We start from the raw sequence: 17,229 nt of genomic DNA on the forward strand, positions 1-17,229 counted from the left end.
GGTTGTCCACTGAGGGGAGACGGCGTGTCGGTCTTCGATGATCCCGCCCTGTTCGGCCGGCTCTGGGCCGCCAGGTACGACTCGACCGACAATCCGGACCCGACGGCGGCCGTGGAGTTCCTGGCCGGTCTCGCCGACGGTGGCCCGGTCCTGGAGTTGGCGATCGGCACCGGGCGGGTGGCGCTGCCGCTGGCCGAGCGCGGCCTGGCCGTCGAGGGGATCGAGGCGTCCGAGGAGATGGTGGCCGTGCTGCGCGGCAAGCCGGGCGGCGACCGGATCCCGGTGGTGATCGGCGACATGGCGGACGTGCCGGTGGACGGGTCGTACCCGCTGGTGTTCCTGGTCTTCAACACGTTGTTCAACCTGACCGGCGCGGGGCGGCAGGCGGACTGCTTCCGCAACGTGGCGCGGGTGCTCGCGCCGGGCGGCGCGTTCGTCATCGAGACCTTCGTGCCGGACGCGGCGAGCTTCGACCGGGACGAGCAGGTGCAGATCCGCGAGGTCACCGAGGACTCGGCGACGATCCGGTTGCACCAGTACGACCGGGCCGCGCAGACCTTCGTCCGGCAGACCATCACCTTCGACCGTGACGGCGTACACCTGAAGCCCTTCGCCATGCGGTACGCCTGGCCGGAGCAGATCGACGAGTTGGCCGGGCGGGCCGGCCTGCACCTCACCGAGCGGTACGCCGACTGGGACCGCTCGCCGTTCACCGCCGAGAGCCGGTCGCACATCTCCGTCTACCGGCCACGCGACTAGGGTCGACCCATGTTCCGCTCGCCGCAGGTCATCCTGTTCAGCGAGGACGTCCCTCGGGCCGCCGCGTTCTATTTGGGGCTCGGCTTCACCGAGACGTTCCGGGTGCCGGCCGAGGGCGAGCCGATCCACGTCGACCTGATCCTCGACGGCTACAAGATCGGCATCGCGTCGGCACGGTCCACCCGGGACGACCACGGCCTGGACCCGATCAGCCAGGGCCAGCGGGCCGCCGTCATCCTCTGGACCGACGACACCGCCGCCGCTTTCGCCGAGGTCACGGCCGCCGGGGCCGCCGCCCTGGCGGCGCCGTACCGGTGGCTAGACCGGTTGCTGATCGCCTGGGTCGCCGACCCGGACGGCAACCCGATCCAGCTGGTCCAGCCCCTCTGAGCTGCCCCGGCCGCCCCCGGTCGTCTGCTGTGGACCGCGCGCCCGGACCCGCCACCGCGTCGGCTGCCGGCAGGTCACGCGGCTGCGCGGCAATGGTGCGCCGCCCCACCGGGTGGGCCGTCCGCCGCCTACAGACTTGAGAGCGTCAACGACTCAGCAGCCGGTGCGGATCCGTTCTCCGCCGGGCAGGGCGGAGGCTCCGCCGATCCCCGGAAGGCCCGGAGGCTTTCGTGAGTCGTCCGTGCTCTCAAGTCTGTAGGCGGCGAACAAGCACCTCGCCGCCCGAGAACGCGACGCGGACAAGCGGCAACGACCCTTGACCGCCGCTTCGGAAAGCCCGGCCACCACGCGCCGAGCCGGCCGGCTCAGCCGGTGAGCTGGTCGCGGACGAGGGCCAGCAGCTCGGCGTGCGTCTGCTCGTCCGCGGCGACGAGCAGCCCGACCGGGCCGGCCGCGAGCGGCGCACCGCGCAGGTCGGTCACCACACAGCCGGCCGCCCGGCACAGCGCGATCCCGGCCGCGAAGTGGACGCTGTCGGCGACCGCACCGTCGGTCAGGTAGGCGGCCCGCCGGCCCGCGGCCACCCAGGTGAGCGCCAGGGTGGTGGAGAGCACCCGGGGCCCGAACCGGGCGACGAACCGGTCGTCGGCGAGCAGCCGGGCGGCCCGGAAGGCGGAGGCGTTCGGGAACGGCGGGTCCAGGTTGACGTCCACCAGCCGGGACTCCCCGGTCGGTGCGAGCGGCTCGTCCGTGCCGGCGTGGCGGACGGACGCACGGGCGCCGTCGGTCCAGAAGACCTCGTCGGTGAACGGGTCCGCCATGGCAGCCGCGCTGACGTGGGAACCGGTGCGCAGGGCCACGTTCACCGCCACCAGCTGGGTCCGCGCGGCGAAGTTGAGGGTGCCGCAGAGCGGGTCGACCAGCCAGGTGCGCGCGGCGTCGGTGCCGCCGGTCCGCCCGCTCTCTTCCGCGAGCACGGCGTCGTCCGGCCGGGCCGTGCGCAGCACGTCCAGGATGGCCTGCTCGGCCTCGATGTCCGCCGCCGTGGCGAAGTCCGTCGGCGACTTGTCGAACCGGGCGAGCACGGTGCCGTAACGGACGCGGACCACGTGGGCACCGGCCGACGCGGCAGCCACGGCCAGTTCAGAATCGGGGATCGACATGCCCGGGAGCGTAGCCGGGGCATCGGGGCCCGCCGCCCCGTCGACAGCGGGACACCGCCACAGCGGGTCAACGAGTCGATCTGCGGGCGCACGGCCCGTCGTGGTCGGCCCGGAGCAGGCACCGCCGGCCGCCGGGCAGCCGCAGGTCGCAGAAGACCCGATGGCGTACGCCCTGGTCGTCCTCGGCGGACACGGTGGTCTCCCCCGGGTCCGCGGCCGGCAGCAGGCCCGCCCACCGCGCCACCACCCGGGCCAGCCGCAGGGCCGCGGCCAGGTCGGTCGTGACCAACGGCAGGTGTACGACGAAGCGCTCCCGCCCGACCCTCACCGCCGGGCCGCCTGGCCCCGTTGCGCCTGCTCGGACTGCCAGCGGCGCAGCGCCTCCTTGATCCGGGCCGTCTCCAGGCGGCTCTCGCGGAGCGCGTCGTGGACCGCGGCGAGATCACCGGCGACCCGCTCCAGAAAGGTCTGCACCTCGTCCGGGTCCAGGCCACGGCGGCCGAGGCGGGTCCACCGGAACTGCCGCTCCCGCACCTGCCAGGGCAGCAACGGCAGGTACGCCGACGATCGGTAGTTCGCTCCCGGCCCACGGGTCCGGAGCGGTCGCTGGTTCCGGCCGGTACGCCGCAGCAAGGCACGCAAGGTCTCCACCTCTCGGAGTCGGGCTGGAAGGGGTGGTCGACCCGCCCGCCGCGCGCGGGCCGACCACCCCGCCCCACCACCGCAGCTCCGATCAGCAGTACGACAGCAGGGCCGCGCACAGCGAAGGACACCTTCGGGTGAGGGTGTTCGGTCACCCGACGAGCACCCTTCGCTAACGGCGACTCTAGCAAGAGGGCAATGTTCCAACAATGCCAACATGGCTCGTAGCCACAGGGGCACAAGGCTTGACGAATGACCATCGATCCGTATTCGCACACCCCGGTCTATGTGCAACTCGCCGACCTGATCCGCGAGCGGATCGAGTCCGGCAGTCTTCCTGCCGGCGCGCCCGTCGGAACCGAACTGCAGCTCAGCCAGGAGCACGGGATCGGCCGGGACGCGGTGCGCATGGCCATCTCGCTGCTGCGGTCCGAGGGACTGGTCACCACGACCCGTCCGATGGGCACGCGGGTACGCGAGACGCCCACCCGGCGGCAGGTCGAGCTGGCGCCGGGGGCGACCGTGGTGGCGCGGATGCCCAGCGGCAAGGAGCGGCGGGCGATGCAGTTGGACGAGGGCGTACCGATCCTGGAGGTGCGCAATCCCGGCGGCGCCGTCGAGGTGCTGCCCGGCGATGAGGTGGAACTCATCCGGCCCGAGGCCTGACCGGTGGTCGCCGCAACTACCGGAAAGATCAGCAGCCCAGCGACCTGTGGACGTTCAAGCGCTCCGGTCCGCCCCTTCAGCGACCCGCGAACGACGCGCCGACCCGCTCGAGCTGAGATTGTTCTAAAATCGAACACGTGGCGACAACTGACAGCGAGGCGATGGGCCGCCGTATCGCGGAAGCCCGCGCTCGCACCGGCCTGACCCAAGAAGAACTTGCGGCACAGATCTCTATCGACCGCTCCGCGCTCGCCAAGATCGAGAAGGGGTCGCGCAGAGTTTCCGCTCTGGAACTCGCCCGCATCGCGCACGTCCTGCAGGAGCGGATCGAGTGGTTCGTGCTGGACACTCCGCCAGCGATCGTCTCGCACCGCAACGTCACCGAACCTGGGGCGGCGAGCCCTGCCATCGATCAGGTGGCCGAGAGGATCGCCTGGCACGTCGAATTCGTCGACAAGAACGACGACCGATTGGCACTCGTTTCGCCGGAGTTCATGGCGCGGCCCCGCAGCCCCGAGGAGGTAGAGAAGGCTGCCGCGACCGCTCGACGGCTTCTGCGCCTAGACACCTCAGAGCCATGCTTCGACGTTTCGAAGCGCCTGGCCCATGTGGGCCTGTTCACGTTCGCCTTCGATCTGGGGGCGGACGCAGCAGACGCCGCCTCACTCCATCTGCGCCAGGGTGGGATCGCGCTCATCAACGGCCATCTGCACGTCGGCCGACGGCGACTGGCCGCCGCCCACGAATTCGGCCACTACCTGTTTGCCGACGAGTACACCGTCGACTGGAGGGTCGGCGAGAGTGAGGACGACGCCGCGTGGGAGGCACGACTGGACAGATTCGGTCGCGCTTTACTCCTGCCGCCACAGGCCGTGCGGGCCAGTTGGAGCACTCTGCGCTCCCAAGGTGATGATCTGCGGACGGCATCGGTCAAGCTCGCCAGCGCCTTCCGGGTGGACATGTCGACCCTGGCTCGTCGACTCCTCGAACTCGAACTCGTACCGCCGAGTGAGGCTCACAGGGTGCGGCAGACCCGCACCACTCGTGCCGACATCATCGAGTTCAACCTTCTGGTGAACGACGAGTTGGCCGCGCCCCACCTGCCGCAGGCATACCAGGCGGCAGTTCTGCGTCTCTACCGCCAGGAGACAGTCACCGCGGCCCGAGCCACTGACCTACTGTTCGACACCTGGGACGAGGACGATCTACCGGAACTGCCGAAGTTGCCGCAGAGCGCCGTTTGGAACCTCGTGTGAACGCCGAGGACGGTGCGGCCGCGCACGATGAGGAGCGAGAGATACTGGTGTTCGACACCAGCCCCCTGGTGCACTTCGCACGGCAGAACTGGCTGGGAGTGTTAAAGGCGGTCGTCGGAGATCGTCTAGCCCTCGTGCCCGATGTCGTGGTGGACGAGTTGCAACAGTTCGCGGCCGTGGACAGTCGGGTGAAGGCAGTGCTGGAAGCCTCCTGGATCGAGCCCCGAGAGTTGCGGAGCCCTGCCGAAATCTTGGCATTCGCCGAGTTCTCACAATTTCTGGTCAGAGGAGAACGTAACAAGGGCGAAGCAGGTGTCCTCGCCTTGGCGTCGACCATCGGTGGAATCGCAGTCGTCGACGACGGCGCTGGACGGAAGGCCGCCCAGCGGGCAGGAGTTCACCTGCGCGGAACCCTCGGACTGCTCTGCGACGCCATCCGGAAGAACCTCCTGACCATCGCGCTGGTGAGCGCGTTGGCTGACGACCTACTTGCCAGCGAGTACCGTCTGCCGTTCAAGCACGGCGAGTTCGAAAAATGGGCCATCGAGAACGGCCTGTGTTAGGGCTGTCTGTTCGTCCGGCAGGTGGTGGGGTACGGGATCGGGACACGACCGGAACGGAGACACCCCTGATGCGCTACACCACTCTCGGATCCACCGGCCTCGAGGTGTCCGCCCTCTGCCTCGGCTGCATGAGCTACGGCGTACCCGACCGTGGCCCGCACCCGTGGTCGCTGCCGGAGGATCAGGCCCGCCCGTTCATCAAGCAGTCGATCGAGGCGGGGATCAACTTCTTCGACACCGCCAACGTCTACTCCGACGGCACCAGCGAGGAGATCGTCGGCCGGGCCCTCAACGAGTACGCCCGCCGCGAGGAGGTGGTCATCGCCACCAAGGTGCACGGCCGGATGCGGCCCGGGCCGAACGGCGCCGGCCTGTCCCGCAAGCACATCATGACCGAGATCGACAACAGCCTGCGCCGGCTCGGCACCGACTACGTGGACCTCTACCAGATCCACCGGCTGGACCCCGGCACGCCCATGGAGGAGACCCTCGAAGCGCTGCACGACCTGGTCCGGGCCGGCAAGGTGCGCTACCTCGGCGCTTCCTCCATGTACGCGTGGCAGTTCGCCAAGGCGCTGTTCCTGGCCGACGCGCACGGCTGGACCCGGTTCGTGTCCATGCAGCCGCACTACAACCTGCTCTACCGCGAGGAGGAGCGGGAGATGCTGCCGCTCTGCGCCGACCAGGGCGTCGGGGTCATCCCGTGGAGCCCGCTGGCCCGGGGCCGGCTCACCCGCGACTGGGACGAGACCACCGAGCGTTCCGGGACGGACGAGTTCGGTCGTACCCTCTATGCCGGCACCGAGGCCGACGACCGGCGGGTGGTCGACGCGGTCGCCGCGGTGGCCAAGGCCCGGGGCGTGCCCCGCGCGCAGGTCGCGCTCTCCTGGCTGGCCGACCGGCCCGGTGTCACCGCGCCCATCGTCGGCGCCACCAGGCCGCACCACCTCACCGACGCCGTCGCCGCCCTCGACCTGCACCTCACCGACGAGGAGAACGAGACGCTGGAGAGCCCCTACCGGCCGCACCCCGTCCTCGGCTTCTCCTGAGTACGGCGGCTCATGTGCCGACGGTGCCGTCCGGGCCACGCTGGGCGGCATGACTGCCACTTCCACGCCCTCGCGCCCGCGGCCCGGCGGTCCGGTCGTCGGACTCCTGGTGCTGCTCTGGATCGGTGGCCTGCTCGCGGCCGGCTGGTGGTTGTTCAGCATCGGCATGGAGCAGTGGGCCGCCTCGTACTCCCCGCCGGACGCCGCGTCGGCGGAGCTGGAGCGGCGGGCGTCCCGGGCCGGGACGACCCTGGTCCTCGTCGTGGCGGGCGGGCCGCTGGTGATCGCGCTGGTGGCGTACGGGATGCGGCTGGTCCGGACCGCGGTCGTCTTCCTGGTGCTGACGCTGCTGCTCGGCGGTCCCGCGCTGGTGCTGGGCGCGGCGGCCAACCGGGATCGGCAGCCGCCCGTCCCGCCGCCGTCGGCCCCGGGGCACTGTGTCGAACTCAGCGGTGGCGACACCCGTTGCCCGGGCGGCTGACCCGCCCGGCCCGGTCAGCCGCCGAGGACGATGAACTCGTTGCCGTCCGGGTCGGCCAGCACCACGGCGCCGTCCGCGGCGGCCCCCAGCCGGGTCGCTCCGAGCGAGACGAGCCGGTCGACCTCGGCCCGCTGGTCGCCGTCGGGCGGGGCGAGCTCGAAGCGCTGCGGGTTGCGTACCTCCTTCGCGGCCACCGGGGGCCCGCCCCACGCGGCCTTCGTGCCGCCGTGCGGCGACTGGACCGCGGTCTCCTCGTCCTGGTCCCACACCAGCGGCCAGTCGAGCACCGCGCTCCAGAAGAGGCCGACCTGCCGGGTGCCGTCGCAGGCCACCTCGCCGAGCGGGCCGCAGCCGGCGAGGAAGTTGTTCTCCGGCTCGATCACACAGAACGCGTTGCCCTCCGGGTCGGCCAGGACGACGTGCCCCTCGTCGGGGCGCTGCCCGACGTCCAGGTGACCGGCGCCGAGCCGCAGCGCCGCCGCCACCACCTGCTGCTGGTCGCCGGAGACGTCGCTGGTCACATGCAGGTGCAGGCGGCGGTGCGGGCCGCCCTCGTCCGGGCCGGCCGGGACGAAGCGGAGGGCGACCTGGGTGTCCGTGCCGGGCACCAGCGCACCCCGGGCGTCCTCGACCACCTCCCGGCCGAGCAGGTTGGCCCAGAACCGCGCCAGGCGGGTGGGATCGTCCGCGTCGAAGGCCACCGTCAGCGTTCGCGAGAGCATCCCTGCACCGTAGACACGGGGCAGCGCCGCGCCAACCGAGTTACTACGCTGCCGGGATGGCAGTCACCGATGGGCCGACGTCGGAGTTCCCGCCGGACCAGGTGCCCGGTCGAGGACGCGACTGGTACCGGGGGGACTGCCATGTCCACTCGACGCACTCCAACGGTGGGGAGCTGACACCCGACCAGCTGGCGGCGGACGCCCGGGCCGTCGGGTTGGACTTCGTGGCGACCACGGAACACAACAACTGCGCCGGGCACCGGGACTGGGCTCCGTACGCCGACGACCTGCTGGTGATCCTGGGTCAGGAGGTCGTCACCCGGACCGGGCACTGGCTCGCGCTCGGCCTCGAACCGGAACAGGTCGTCGACTGGCGGTACGGAGTGCGCGACGGCCTGGTGGACGGGCAGCTGCGCGAGGTGTCCCGGGTAGGTGGCCTGTGCGTGGCCGCCCACCCGCACGCGCCGTACCCCTGCGGGGTGTTCATGTACCCGTACGGGAAGTTCGACGTGGTCGAGGTGTGGAACGGGCGGTGGACCTCGGACCTGCCCTGGAACGCGGACAACGAGGCGGCGCTGGCGGAATGGGGCCGTGGCCTCGCGGCCGACATCCACGGCGGGCGGTGGCGGCCGGCGCTGGGCAACAGTGACGTCCACGTGGCCGGCCAGCTCGGCACACCGCACACCGTCGTGCTGGCCGAGGAGCTGAGCACGGAAGCGGTCCTGGCCGGCATCCGCGCCGGGCGGAGCTGGATCGCCGAATCGGCCGCCGTCGAACTGGAGCTGACGGTCTCCGCCGGAGATCGCAGCGCCGGAATCGGTGATCGGCTGGAGACCGCCGGCGACCCGGCGGAGGTACGGGTGAGCGTCCGTGGGGTGCCGTCCGGGCTGGTCAGCTTCCACACCGAGCGGGGCACGGCGCACCGCGAGTCGTTGCCCGAAGACGGCACGGGCACCGTGCGGTGGCACACCGCCGCCGACGCGTCGGCGTTCGTCCGCGTCGAGGTACGCCACCCGGATCGCACCATGGCGGCGCTCACCAACCCCGTCGTGCTGAACTGAACGCTGCCGACTGGTAGCGACCGCCCGAACAATCCGGCGGAAGAAGGGCTGAGCGGGCCGTTCACTGGGTATCTGAACGGAATGGACAACGAGACCGAACTCTGGCGGACGCTGGCAGAGCAGCACCGGCAGCACGACGACGACCCGCGGCGTTGCCGCGACTGCCAGGCGTACTGGCCGTGCACCTACCGCCTCGACGCCGACCGCCACCTGCTCGCCACCGTCGGCGCGGCCGGGATGCCCGGCCAGCAGCACTTCGTCTTCGCCTGACCCCGCCACCCGCAGGCGGCCGTTTAGCAGCAGCTCGCAGCCGCCCCGGTGGTGGCCGGCGCCGCCTCGGTGCCGGTCGTGCAGCCGGCGCTCTCGACGGCCTTCCCCAACTGCGGCGAATCGGCCTTGACGGTGTAGACCTCCCACGGCTCGTCGCCTGGACCCCGCACCCAGACTTTGTCCTGGAGGGCGTAGCAGCACTCGGTGTCGTTCTCCTCCAGCGTGATCAGGCCGGAGTGCTTGCGATGGGGTCGATGTAGTCCCGCTACTCGATGATGAGCCCGTCGCGGATGAAGGTTTCGCGGGGGTTGCTCACGTCGGGCTCCTTCGAGTCGGTGGGCCGTCTGTCGGCACGCCGAAGGGCCCCGCGAATACGAACGTCATCCTGAAGTCAACTTCGCCGGACCTTCAGTTGGCCCCGATCAACATCTCAAGCACGCACTCAGCCGAATCGCTTCGGGTCGAAGGGCGCAGGGTAGTGGAATCGGCCGCGTTGCCCGTTGTAGTGGGTGAGTGCGCGAACCTGAAAATACGTCCCCCACGACGCATCGGGTGGGTGGATGTCGTACTGCTGCGCAGGGACGAACCCGAATCGGTGATAGTAGTTCGGGTCACCTAGCAGCGCCACCAATGGCTCGCCGAGCGCGTCGGCCGCGCCGAGGACGGCGTGCATCATCGCCGAGCCGATCCCGGCCCGTTGGCGATGCGGGAGCACACTGACCGGGCCGAGGGCCAAAGCTGGTTCGGCATCGACGCGGGCGCGGGTCGCGAGCACGTGACCGACCACCTCATCGTCCTCGATCGCGACCAACGACAGCTCAGGGATCCAACTCTCGTCAGCGCGAAGCCACGACACGAGCGTCGCTTCACCGGGATCGCCGCCGGGCTCCACCGGTGGGGCGCTGTGGTCAAGGCCCCGGAATGCGGCTGCAGTCACGACCCGGATCGCCTCTGCGTCATGGTCGAGTTCGCGTCGAATGATCACCGCCGAACCCTGGCAGCATCCAACAGACACGACAACTCATTTACAGTCTGAGAACGTACTTGAGATGGGGGTGAAGGGGCCCGGGACGATGGCTGGCGGGATGGACCGCGCAACCACCCACGGACCGTGGCCGGAGTCGGAGCGCCAGCGGTGCCGGCTTCCTGCCCAGCCTCCATCAACTCCCGGCCGGCGGCACTGACGCCGGGATCGACCGAGCGGCTCGCCCGCATGCCCGCGGTCCGAGGCCCTCGACCGACGGCCCGACGCTAACCCACGAGGCTCTTGGTCATGACGTGCTCGCGGCGCACCCCGTCGGGCATGAGATCGCCGAGTTCACCCGTGTCACGGAAGCCGTTGCGTTGGTAGAGGGCCCAGGCGTTCTGGTTGCCCTCCACAACGGCCAGCCGCAGCGTCCGCGCGCCCACCAGCCGGGCCCAGTGCTCGACCGCCCGCACGAGGTGGTCGCCCGCGCCTTGGCTACGCCCCGCAGGTGCCACGTACATCGAGATCAGTTCGATGCCCTCATCGTGGTCGGTCGGCACCCCGCTGGCCATCCCGACGGCTTGCCCGTCGAGCATGGCGAAGATGTTGTACGAGCCGGGGATGGCCAGTCGATCGCGCCAGCGTTCCTCGCGGTCGCCGTCGCCCTGCCAGTCCGCCAGCTGGGAACCGAAGGCGTACCCGGCCTCCGCCAGCGCAGCGAACCGAAGTTCCCGCCACATCTTCCAGTCGCCCTCGCCGAGCACACGTGTTTCGATCACGCGGAGAGGGTTCCGCGGGCGCGGCGAGCAGGCAACTCGGTATCCGGCGACGGAGTCCACGACCTCGCTGATCCGCTCGGCAGCCGTCGAGCGGGCCGGGGCTACCCGAAGACCCCCGCCTACGCTGCCGATTCCCGCCCGTAAGATCCGAACCGGAGTTGTTAAGCGGGGGCCCCTGCTATACCGAATGCGCCGCGTTGACAGGGGGCCCCTGCTTACACGTTGAAGCGGAACTCCACCACGTCGCCGTCCTGCATGACGTACTCCTTGCCCTCGATCCGGACCTTGCCGGCGGCCTTCGCCGCCGCCATCGATCCGGCCTCGACCAGGTCGTCGTAGGAGACCACCTCGGCCTTGATGAAGCCGCGCTGGAAGTCGCTGTGGATCACCCCGGCGGCCTCCGGCGCGGTCGCGCCGACCGGGACGGTCCAGGCCCGCGCCTCCTTGGGGCCGGCCGTCAGGTACGTCTGGAGCCCCAGCGTGCGGAACCCGACCCGGACCAGCTGGTCCAGCCCCGGCTCGGACTGCCCGATCGACTCCAGCAGCTCGCGGGCCTCCTCCTCGGGCAGGTCCACCAGCTCGGACTCGATCTTGGCGTCCATGAAGACGGCCTCGGCGGGCGCGACCAGCGCGCGCAGCTCGTCGAGGAACTCGGCGTTGCCCAGCTCGGCCTCGTCGACGTTGAAGACGTAGAGGAACGGCTTGGTGGTGAGCAGGTGCAGCTCGCGCAGGTGCTCCAGCTCGATCTTGGCGGCGGCGGCCCCGGAGTAGAGGGTGGTGCCGCCGTCGAGCACCTCGACGGCCTGCTTCGCGGCCTGGACGGCGGCGGCCCGGTCCTTGCGGAGCTTGGCCTCCTTCTCCAGCCGCGGCAGCGCCTTCTCCAGAGTCTGGATGTCGGCGAGGATCAGCTCGGTGTTGATCGTCTCGATGTCGTCGGCCGGGGAGACCTTGCCGTCGACGTGCACCACGTTCGGGTCGGAGAAGGCGCGCACCACCTGGCAGATCGCCGAGGCGTCGCGGATGTTCGCCAGGAACGCGTTGCCCCGGCCCTGCCCCTTGGAGGCGCCCCGGACCAGGCCGGCGATGTCGACGAACGAGACCGGCGCCGGGAGCACCTTCTGCGAGGAGAAGATCTCCGCCAGCTTGCCCAGCCGCTCGTCGGGCAGCCCGACGACGCCGACGTTCGGCTCGATCGTGGCGAACGGGTAGTTCGCCGCGAGCACGTCGTTCTTGGTCAGCGCGTTGAACAGGGTGCTCTTGCCGACGTTGGGCAGGCCGACGATCCCGATGGTGAGGCTCACGGGCGGCCAGTCTACGCGGCCGACCCGGCCCGGCTCCGACCAGCACAGCCGCCGGCGGGCCGGGGACCGCTCAGCCGAGCACCCGGGGCGTGATCACCGTCTCGGTCACCGTGCCGTCGTCGCCCCGACGCAGCTCGTACGCCGCCACCCCGGCGCGCTCGGCGACCGCCTCGACCCGCCGGGTGCCCCGGTAGACCAGCCCCACCCCGTCGTCGGTGCAGTGGCTGGTCGGCAGGGTGCCGTCGGCCACCAGCCGGTGCATCAGCGGCCGGCGCTGCTTCTCGCTGTCGTAGTGCACCCCGTTGCCGTACGGGAGCCAGCCCAGGCCGTCGGTGAAGGCGCGCAGCCGCGGGCCGTAGCTGTCGGTGGCGCCACCGACGTGCCAGCAGATCGAGCCGGCGGAGACGCCACCGAGCACCACCCCCGCCTCCCAGCACTCGCGGAGGATCTCGCCCAGGCCGTGCGTCCGCCACACCGCGCAGAGGTTGGCGACGCTGCCGCCGCCGACCCAGACGACGTCCTGGGCGAGCAGGTGGGCCCGGATGTCGTCGACGTTGGGCATCGGGAAGAGCGCCAGGTGCGACGGCCGGTAGCGGGTGCCGGCGAACGCGCCGTACCAGAGGGTGAGCGAGGTGGGCTGGTCGCCGACGGCCTGGTTGAGGTAGCAGATCCGCGGCTCGGCGGCGCCCGACAGCTCGGCCATCAGCTCGAAGACCGGGCCGGGGGCCGCCACCCAGGGGCCCCGGCCGCTCGGCGAGAAGCCCATGCTGGTGGCGACGATGGTGGGTTCACTGGCGGGCACGGCGCTCCTCTTTCCCCTCGGTGGTGGTGGTCATGCAGCGGGCACGGGTCGGGCCGGCGCGGTCAGGTCTCCGCCCCGGCGGCGGCCAGCAGGGCACGCAGCAGGTCTCCCAGGTGTTCCTGATCCCGCGCCGGCAGGGCGTCCAGGATCCGCCGTTGCACGGCCAGGCCGGCGTCGGCGGACTCCTCGACGACCCGCCGCCCCTGGTCGGTCAGGCTGATCCGCAGCCCGCGCCGGTCGGTCGGATCGGGGGTACGCCGGACCAGGCCGGAACGCTCCAGCCGGTCCAGCCGGCCGGTCATCCCGCCGGAGGTCAGCATCAGCCCGGCGGCGAGCGCCTTGGGGGCCAGCGCGTACGGCGAGCCTGCGCGGCGCAGCGCGGCGAGCACGTCGAACTCACCCCGGCTGATCCCCCAACCGGCGTAGACCTTCTCCTGCGCGTCGCCGACCAGCCGGGCCAGCCGGTAGATCCGGCCGAAGACGGCCATCGGCTCGGGACTCATTCCGGCGCGCTCCCGCCGCCACTGCTCGACGATCACGTCGACGTCGTCCCGCTCGGCCACCACCGGATTGTGCCGCACCTCGCACCCCACCTCCGACCCCACGGCAAATAGCTTAGCGCTAAGCTACTTAGCGTCGAGAGAAAAGGGGTGACCGATGAGTCGCCGTGCCGCCGACGTGGCGCTGACCGCCCTCGCCCCCGCCACCTGGGGCACCACCTACCTGGTCACCTCCGAACTGCTGCCGCCGGACCGGCCGCTCTGGTCCGGTGTGATCCGCGCCCTCCCGGCCGGGCTGCTGCTGCTCGCCCTCACCCGCCACCGGCCGCACGGCTCCTGGTGGTGGCGTTCCGCGGTGCTCGGCGCGCTGAACATCGGCGCGTTCTTCCCGCTGCTCTTCCTCGCCGCGTACCGGCTGCCCGGCGGGACCGCCGCCGTGCTCGGCGCCGCCCAACCACTGCTGGTGGCCGGGCTGGCCGTGCTGGTCCTGCGCGACCGGCCGCACCCGCGGGCGGTGCTCGCCGCGACGGCCGCCCCGCTGGGCGTCGCGCTGGTCGTGCTCCGGCCGGACGCCGGCACCGACCCGATCGGCGTCGCCGCCGGGCTGGTCGCCACCGCGGCGATGGCCACCGGCCTGGTGCTCACCCGGCGCTGGGGGCGCCCGCCCCGGGCCGGCGGCCTCGCGGCCACCAGCTGGCAGCTCACCGCCGGCGGCCTGCTCATCGTGCCGGTCGCGGTCGCCGTCGAGGGCCCGCCGCCCGCGCCGGACGGCCCGGCCCTGCTCGGGTACGCCTGGCTCGGGCTGGCCGGCACCGCACTGGCGTACGCGCTGTGGTTCCGGGGCGCGGCCCGGCTGCCGTTGACCCAGGTCTCGGTGCTCGGGGCGCTGAGCCCGCTCACCGCCGCCGCGCTCGGCTGGCTGGTGCTGGGGCAGGCGCTCACCCCGGCCCAGCTCGGCGGCTTCGCGCTCGCCGTCGCGGCGATGATCGCCGCCCAGCTGCCGGCCGGCACCGGGCGCGCCGCACGGATCCAGCGGGCCGGACGGCTCCGATGGGCGGCGCGGCTCCGATGGGCGGAGCGAGGTGGGCGGATCGGGAGCAGTCAGCCCGCCAAGCGCCAGTCCGCCTCGCCGCCACCCGCTGCCGCATCCTCGGCGCCGCCCGCCGTGCCACCGGCGTCGACCGTGGTCGGCAGGGTGCCGGGCGGCAACTCGGCCGCGGCGGCGAGCGGCAGGGTGAACCGGTGCGCGGCGGCCGGGCCGGCCGCGTAGGAGCGTTCGAGCAGCCAGCACACCTCGTCGGCCGTCCAGCCCAGCCCGGAGCGGGTGGCGATCTCGCGCACCAGCCGCAGGCCGACCCGGGTGTCGTCGTCGTAGAAGCGCATGCACCAGTGGTGCGCCCACATGCCGAGCGCCCGCAGCCCGGGACCGTCGAGCGAACCGGCCAGCCGGCCGCAGGCCGTCTCCGCGAAGGGCAGCTCCGGGTCGCCGGCCCGGTCCCGCTCGATCGCGCCGTACGCCGCCGACGCCACCACCCGCATCCGGTCGTAGAGACCCTGCACCACCGCGCGGTCCAGCTGTGTCCGCTCCGACCGCATCAGCGGGCACCTCGCCCGGCCACGCTCGCCATCCCCGCACCTTTTCTGAAGTTGGTGAACGCCGACGGTACCGACCACTACCGACACTTTCTCGCGTCCGGGACGGGCGGGCCGGCTCGGCACGGCGCGGACGACGGCCGCCACGGCCAGGTCCGAATCCCGCCAGCCACCCACCCTGAACTGGGGGCATCATCGTTGGCGTGGAGTTGGACTTCGAGCGTTGCTACCGCGCCGTCGACAGCCGTGACCAGCGCTTCGACGGCTGGTTCTACACCGGCGTGACGTCGACCGGGATCTACTGCCGGCCGTCCTGCCCGGCGATGACCCCGAAGCGGCGCAACGTCCGGTTCTTTCCGTCGGCCGCCGCCGCGCAGGGCGCCGGGCTGCGGGCCTGCCGCCGCTGCCGACCGGACGCCGCCCCCGGCTCACCGCAGTGGGACGTCCGCGCCGACGTGGTCGGCCGGGCGATGCGGCTGATCGCCGACGGGATCGTCGACCGGGACGGCGTACCGGGGCTGGCCCAACGGCTCGGCTACACCGAACGGCACCTGCACCGGATGCTCCACGCCGAACTGGGCGCCGGACCGCTCGCGCTGGCCCGGGCGCAACGCGCGCAGACCGCCCGCACGTTGATCGAGACCACCGCCATGGGCATGGCCGAGATCGCGTTCGCGGCCGGCTTCGGCAGCGTCCGGCAGTTCAACGACACGGTCCGCGAGGTGTACGGCGTACCCCCGTCGGAGCTGCGCACGGCGCGCGGGCGGCGACCGGCGGCCGGCGGGGCGGGCACGATCACGCTGCGCCTGGCGTACCGGCCGCCGCTGCACGCCGACGCGCTGCTGGACTTCCTCGCGGTGCGGGCGCTGCCCGGTGTGGAGGAGGTCCGCGACGGGACGTACCGCCGGGGGCTGCGGCTGCCGCACGGCACCGGCGAGGCGGCCCTGACCCCGGCGGACGGGCACGTCGCCGCCACCCTGCGGCTGACCGACATGCGTGACCTGGCCCCCGCGGTGGCCCGCTGCCGCCGCCTGCTCGACCTCGACGCCGACCCCGAGGCGATCGACGCCACCCTCTCCACCGACCCCACCCTGGCCGCGCTGGTCGTCGAGGAACCCGGCATCCGCCTCCCGAGAGCGGTGGACGGCTTCGAGATGGCCCTGCGCGCCATCACCACCCAACAGGTCTCCCTGGCCTCGGCGAGAACCACCCTCACCCACCTCCTCCACCACCTCACCACCCCCGCCCAAGGCGTTGATCATGAAGTTAGCGGCGATGTCGATCTCCAAAACCGACGCAAACTTCATGATCAACGCGAGCCGGGCGGCAGCCCGGCGGCGGGTGGGCTGCGGGGGTTTCCGGGCGCGGAGGAGGTGTTGGAGGTGCCGGATGCGGGGTTCCGGATGCCTGTCGGGCGGCGCGAGACGATCCGGGGGCTGGCGCGGGCGGTGGTGGCCGGGGAGGTCGACCTCGACGGGGCCGGGGACCGGGCGGAGACCGTACAGCGGCTGACCGCGCTGCCCGGGATCGGCCCGTGGACCGCCGGCTACGTCGCCATGCGCGCCCTCGGCGACCCCGACGTCCTGCTCGCCACCGACCTGGCGGTACGCCGGGGCGCCCGCGCCCTCGGCCTGCCCGACGACCCGACCACCCTCGACCCGTACGCCGACCGCTGGCGCCCCTGGCGGTCGTACGCGACCATCCGACTCTGGAGAGCGGCATGACCACCCTGGACAGCACCGTCATCGACACCCCGGCCGGACCGTTGAGCGTCCTCGCCGACCCCGACGGGGCGGTACGCGCCGCCGGCTTCACCGCCGACCCGGCCACCCTGCTCCCGCTGATGCACCCGAGCCTGCGCGGTGACCTGCGACCCCGCACCGACCTCGGGCCGGTCGACCGGGCCGTGGCGTCCTACCTGGACGGCGAGCTGACCGCGATCGACGCGGTGCCGGTCCGTCAGCACACCGGTGGCCCGTTCATGGGGCACGCCTGGGCGGTGCTGCGCGAGGTCGCGCCGGGCGGACCGGTGACGTACACCGGTTTCGCCGCCCGCGCCGGACGCCCCCTGGCGGTACGGGCGGCGGCGGCGGCCTGCGCCCGCAACGCGGTCGCCCTCTTCGTGCCCTGCCACCGGGTGCTGCGCACCGACGGGACGCTCGGCGGCTACCGGTGGGGACTGCCGGTCAAGCGGTGGCTGCTCGCCCACGAGCAGGGCAAGGTGCCCGCGATGACGGCAAGCTGACACCGAAACTGTCGGCTACT

At 72.1% G+C, this 17,229-nt stretch carries 21 protein-coding genes and 2 pseudogenes; 12 read left to right on the top strand and 11 right to left on the bottom strand.

Features of this window, described 5'->3' with window-relative positions; translation table 11 throughout:
- Positions 1-24: 24 nt before the first annotated feature.
- Positions 25-759, top strand: coding sequence for a class I SAM-dependent methyltransferase (locus GA0074704_RS27095; protein WP_088973091.1), 735 nt, complete (start codon positions 25-27; stop codon positions 757-759).
- Between the two features lie 9 nt (positions 760-768).
- Positions 769-1,149, top strand: a complete 381-nt coding sequence (locus GA0074704_RS27100; RefSeq protein WP_088973092.1) for a VOC family protein — start codon at positions 769-771, stop codon at positions 1,147-1,149.
- A 365-nt stretch (positions 1,150-1,514) separates the two neighbouring features.
- Here the strand turns inward: GA0074704_RS27100 and GA0074704_RS27105 are convergent, their stop codons facing one another.
- The 3 genes from GA0074704_RS27105 to GA0074704_RS29570 form a co-directional block, all read right to left on the bottom strand.
- Positions 1,515-2,312, bottom strand: a complete 798-nt coding sequence (locus GA0074704_RS27105; RefSeq protein ID WP_088973093.1) for an inositol monophosphatase family protein — start codon at positions 2,310-2,312, stop codon at positions 1,515-1,517.
- A 67-nt stretch (positions 2,313-2,379) separates the two neighbouring features.
- The gene (locus GA0074704_RS27110) at positions 2,380-2,640 is read right to left on the bottom strand and encodes a hypothetical protein (RefSeq protein WP_088973094.1); all 261 of its coding nucleotides are present in this window, start codon (positions 2,638-2,640) and stop codon (positions 2,380-2,382) included.
- Positions 2,637-2,954 carry a DivIVA domain-containing protein gene (locus GA0074704_RS29570; protein WP_377471935.1) on the bottom strand — a complete coding sequence of 106 codons (318 nt, stop codon included), beginning with the start codon at positions 2,952-2,954 and terminating at the stop codon, positions 2,637-2,639. Before GA0074704_RS29570 ends, GA0074704_RS27110 begins: the two co-directional genes overlap by 4 nt.
- Before the next feature lie 252 nt (positions 2,955-3,206).
- Here GA0074704_RS29570 and GA0074704_RS27120 point away from each other — a divergent pair, with 252 nt between their 5' ends.
- From GA0074704_RS27120 to GA0074704_RS27140, 5 genes are all read left to right on the top strand, one after another.
- A complete protein-coding gene (locus GA0074704_RS27120; RefSeq protein WP_088973095.1) occupies positions 3,207-3,620 on the top strand; it encodes a GntR family transcriptional regulator in 414 nt (137 codons plus the stop codon).
- 137 nt (positions 3,621-3,757) lie between these two features.
- Positions 3,758-4,876 (top strand): helix-turn-helix domain-containing protein, encoded by a 1,119-nt coding sequence (locus tag GA0074704_RS27125; RefSeq protein WP_197697575.1) that lies wholly within the window; start codon positions 3,758-3,760, stop codon positions 4,874-4,876.
- The gene (locus GA0074704_RS27130; RefSeq protein ID WP_088973096.1) at positions 4,873-5,439 is read left to right on the top strand and encodes a hypothetical protein; all 567 of its coding nucleotides are present in this window, start codon (positions 4,873-4,875) and stop codon (positions 5,437-5,439) included. Before GA0074704_RS27125 ends, GA0074704_RS27130 begins: the two co-directional genes overlap by 4 nt.
- A 68-nt stretch (positions 5,440-5,507) precedes the next feature.
- The gene (locus GA0074704_RS27135) at positions 5,508-6,488 is read left to right on the top strand and encodes an aldo/keto reductase (protein WP_088973097.1); all 981 of its coding nucleotides are present in this window, start codon (positions 5,508-5,510) and stop codon (positions 6,486-6,488) included.
- A 49-nt stretch (positions 6,489-6,537) separates the two neighbouring features.
- Complete coding sequence (locus tag GA0074704_RS27140; protein ID WP_157743800.1) at positions 6,538-6,969, top strand: DUF6234 family protein; 432 nt, start codon at positions 6,538-6,540, stop codon at positions 6,967-6,969.
- 14 nt (positions 6,970-6,983) lie between these two features.
- Here the strand turns inward: GA0074704_RS27140 and GA0074704_RS27145 are convergent, their stop codons facing one another.
- Entirely contained in the window at positions 6,984-7,691 is a 708-nt protein-coding gene (locus GA0074704_RS27145; RefSeq protein WP_088973099.1) for a VOC family protein, read from the bottom strand.
- Between the two features lie 56 nt (positions 7,692-7,747).
- Here GA0074704_RS27145 and GA0074704_RS27150 point away from each other — a divergent pair, with 56 nt between their 5' ends.
- Both GA0074704_RS27150 and GA0074704_RS27155 read left to right on the top strand, forming a co-directional pair.
- Complete coding sequence (locus tag GA0074704_RS27150; protein ID WP_088973100.1) at positions 7,748-8,752, top strand: CehA/McbA family metallohydrolase; 1,005 nt, start codon at positions 7,748-7,750, stop codon at positions 8,750-8,752.
- An 81-nt stretch (positions 8,753-8,833) separates the two neighbouring features.
- Positions 8,834-9,022: a hypothetical protein gene (locus tag GA0074704_RS27155; protein ID WP_088973101.1), complete on the top strand. Its 189-nt coding sequence runs from the start codon at positions 8,834-8,836 to the stop codon at positions 9,020-9,022.
- A 23-nt stretch (positions 9,023-9,045) separates the two neighbouring features.
- Here the strand turns inward: GA0074704_RS27155 and GA0074704_RS27160 are convergent.
- The 6 genes and pseudogenes from GA0074704_RS27160 to GA0074704_RS27185 form a co-directional block, all read right to left on the bottom strand.
- A pseudogene (locus GA0074704_RS27160) lies at positions 9,046-9,261 on the bottom strand (glyoxalase/bleomycin resistance/dioxygenase family protein); the annotation flags it as partial.
- A 203-nt stretch (positions 9,262-9,464) separates the two neighbouring features.
- Entirely contained in the window at positions 9,465-10,007 is a 543-nt protein-coding gene (locus GA0074704_RS27165) for a GNAT family N-acetyltransferase (RefSeq protein ID WP_088973102.1), read from the bottom strand.
- Positions 10,008-10,273: 266 nt separating this feature from the next.
- Positions 10,274-10,768: a GNAT family N-acetyltransferase gene (locus GA0074704_RS27170; protein WP_088973103.1), complete on the bottom strand. Its 495-nt coding sequence runs from the start codon at positions 10,766-10,768 to the stop codon at positions 10,274-10,276.
- 215 nt (positions 10,769-10,983) lie between these two features.
- Positions 10,984-12,069, bottom strand: a complete 1,086-nt coding sequence (gene ychF, locus GA0074704_RS27175; protein ID WP_088973104.1) for a redox-regulated ATPase YchF — start codon at positions 12,067-12,069, stop codon at positions 10,984-10,986.
- A 70-nt stretch (positions 12,070-12,139) separates the two neighbouring features.
- On the bottom strand, positions 12,140-12,871 hold the full coding sequence (locus GA0074704_RS27180) for a Type 1 glutamine amidotransferase-like domain-containing protein (protein WP_088973105.1): 732 nt from the start codon (positions 12,869-12,871) through the stop codon (positions 12,140-12,142).
- Between the two features lie 62 nt (positions 12,872-12,933).
- The gene (locus tag GA0074704_RS27185) at positions 12,934-13,476 is read right to left on the bottom strand and encodes a MarR family winged helix-turn-helix transcriptional regulator (protein ID WP_231926697.1); all 543 of its coding nucleotides are present in this window, start codon (positions 13,474-13,476) and stop codon (positions 12,934-12,936) included.
- Between the two features lie 52 nt (positions 13,477-13,528).
- On the opposite strand from GA0074704_RS27185, the pseudogene GA0074704_RS27190 reads away from it, so the two are divergent.
- A pseudogene (locus GA0074704_RS27190) lies at positions 13,529-14,299 on the top strand (EamA family transporter); the annotation flags it as partial.
- Between the two features lie 173 nt (positions 14,300-14,472).
- On the opposite strand, the gene GA0074704_RS27195 reads toward GA0074704_RS27190, so the two are convergent.
- Positions 14,473-14,967: a hypothetical protein gene (locus GA0074704_RS27195; RefSeq protein ID WP_231926698.1), complete on the bottom strand. Its 495-nt coding sequence runs from the start codon at positions 14,965-14,967 to the stop codon at positions 14,473-14,475.
- A 200-nt stretch (positions 14,968-15,167) separates the two neighbouring features.
- Here GA0074704_RS27195 and GA0074704_RS27200 point away from each other — a divergent pair, with 200 nt between their 5' ends.
- Complete coding sequence (locus GA0074704_RS27200; protein WP_088973107.1) at positions 15,168-16,688, top strand: DNA-3-methyladenine glycosylase 2 family protein; 1,521 nt, start codon at positions 15,168-15,170, stop codon at positions 16,686-16,688.
- Positions 16,685-17,209 (top strand): methylated-DNA--[protein]-cysteine S-methyltransferase, encoded by a 525-nt coding sequence (locus tag GA0074704_RS27205; RefSeq protein WP_088973108.1) that lies wholly within the window; start codon positions 16,685-16,687, stop codon positions 17,207-17,209. The genes GA0074704_RS27200 and GA0074704_RS27205 overlap by 4 nt, the downstream gene beginning before the upstream one ends.
- The last annotated feature ends 20 nt before the right edge of the window (positions 17,210-17,229 follow it).

The sequence above is a fragment of the Micromonospora siamensis genome (assembly GCF_900090305.1).
Taxonomy (GTDB): domain Bacteria; phylum Actinomycetota; class Actinomycetes; order Mycobacteriales; family Micromonosporaceae; genus Micromonospora; species Micromonospora siamensis.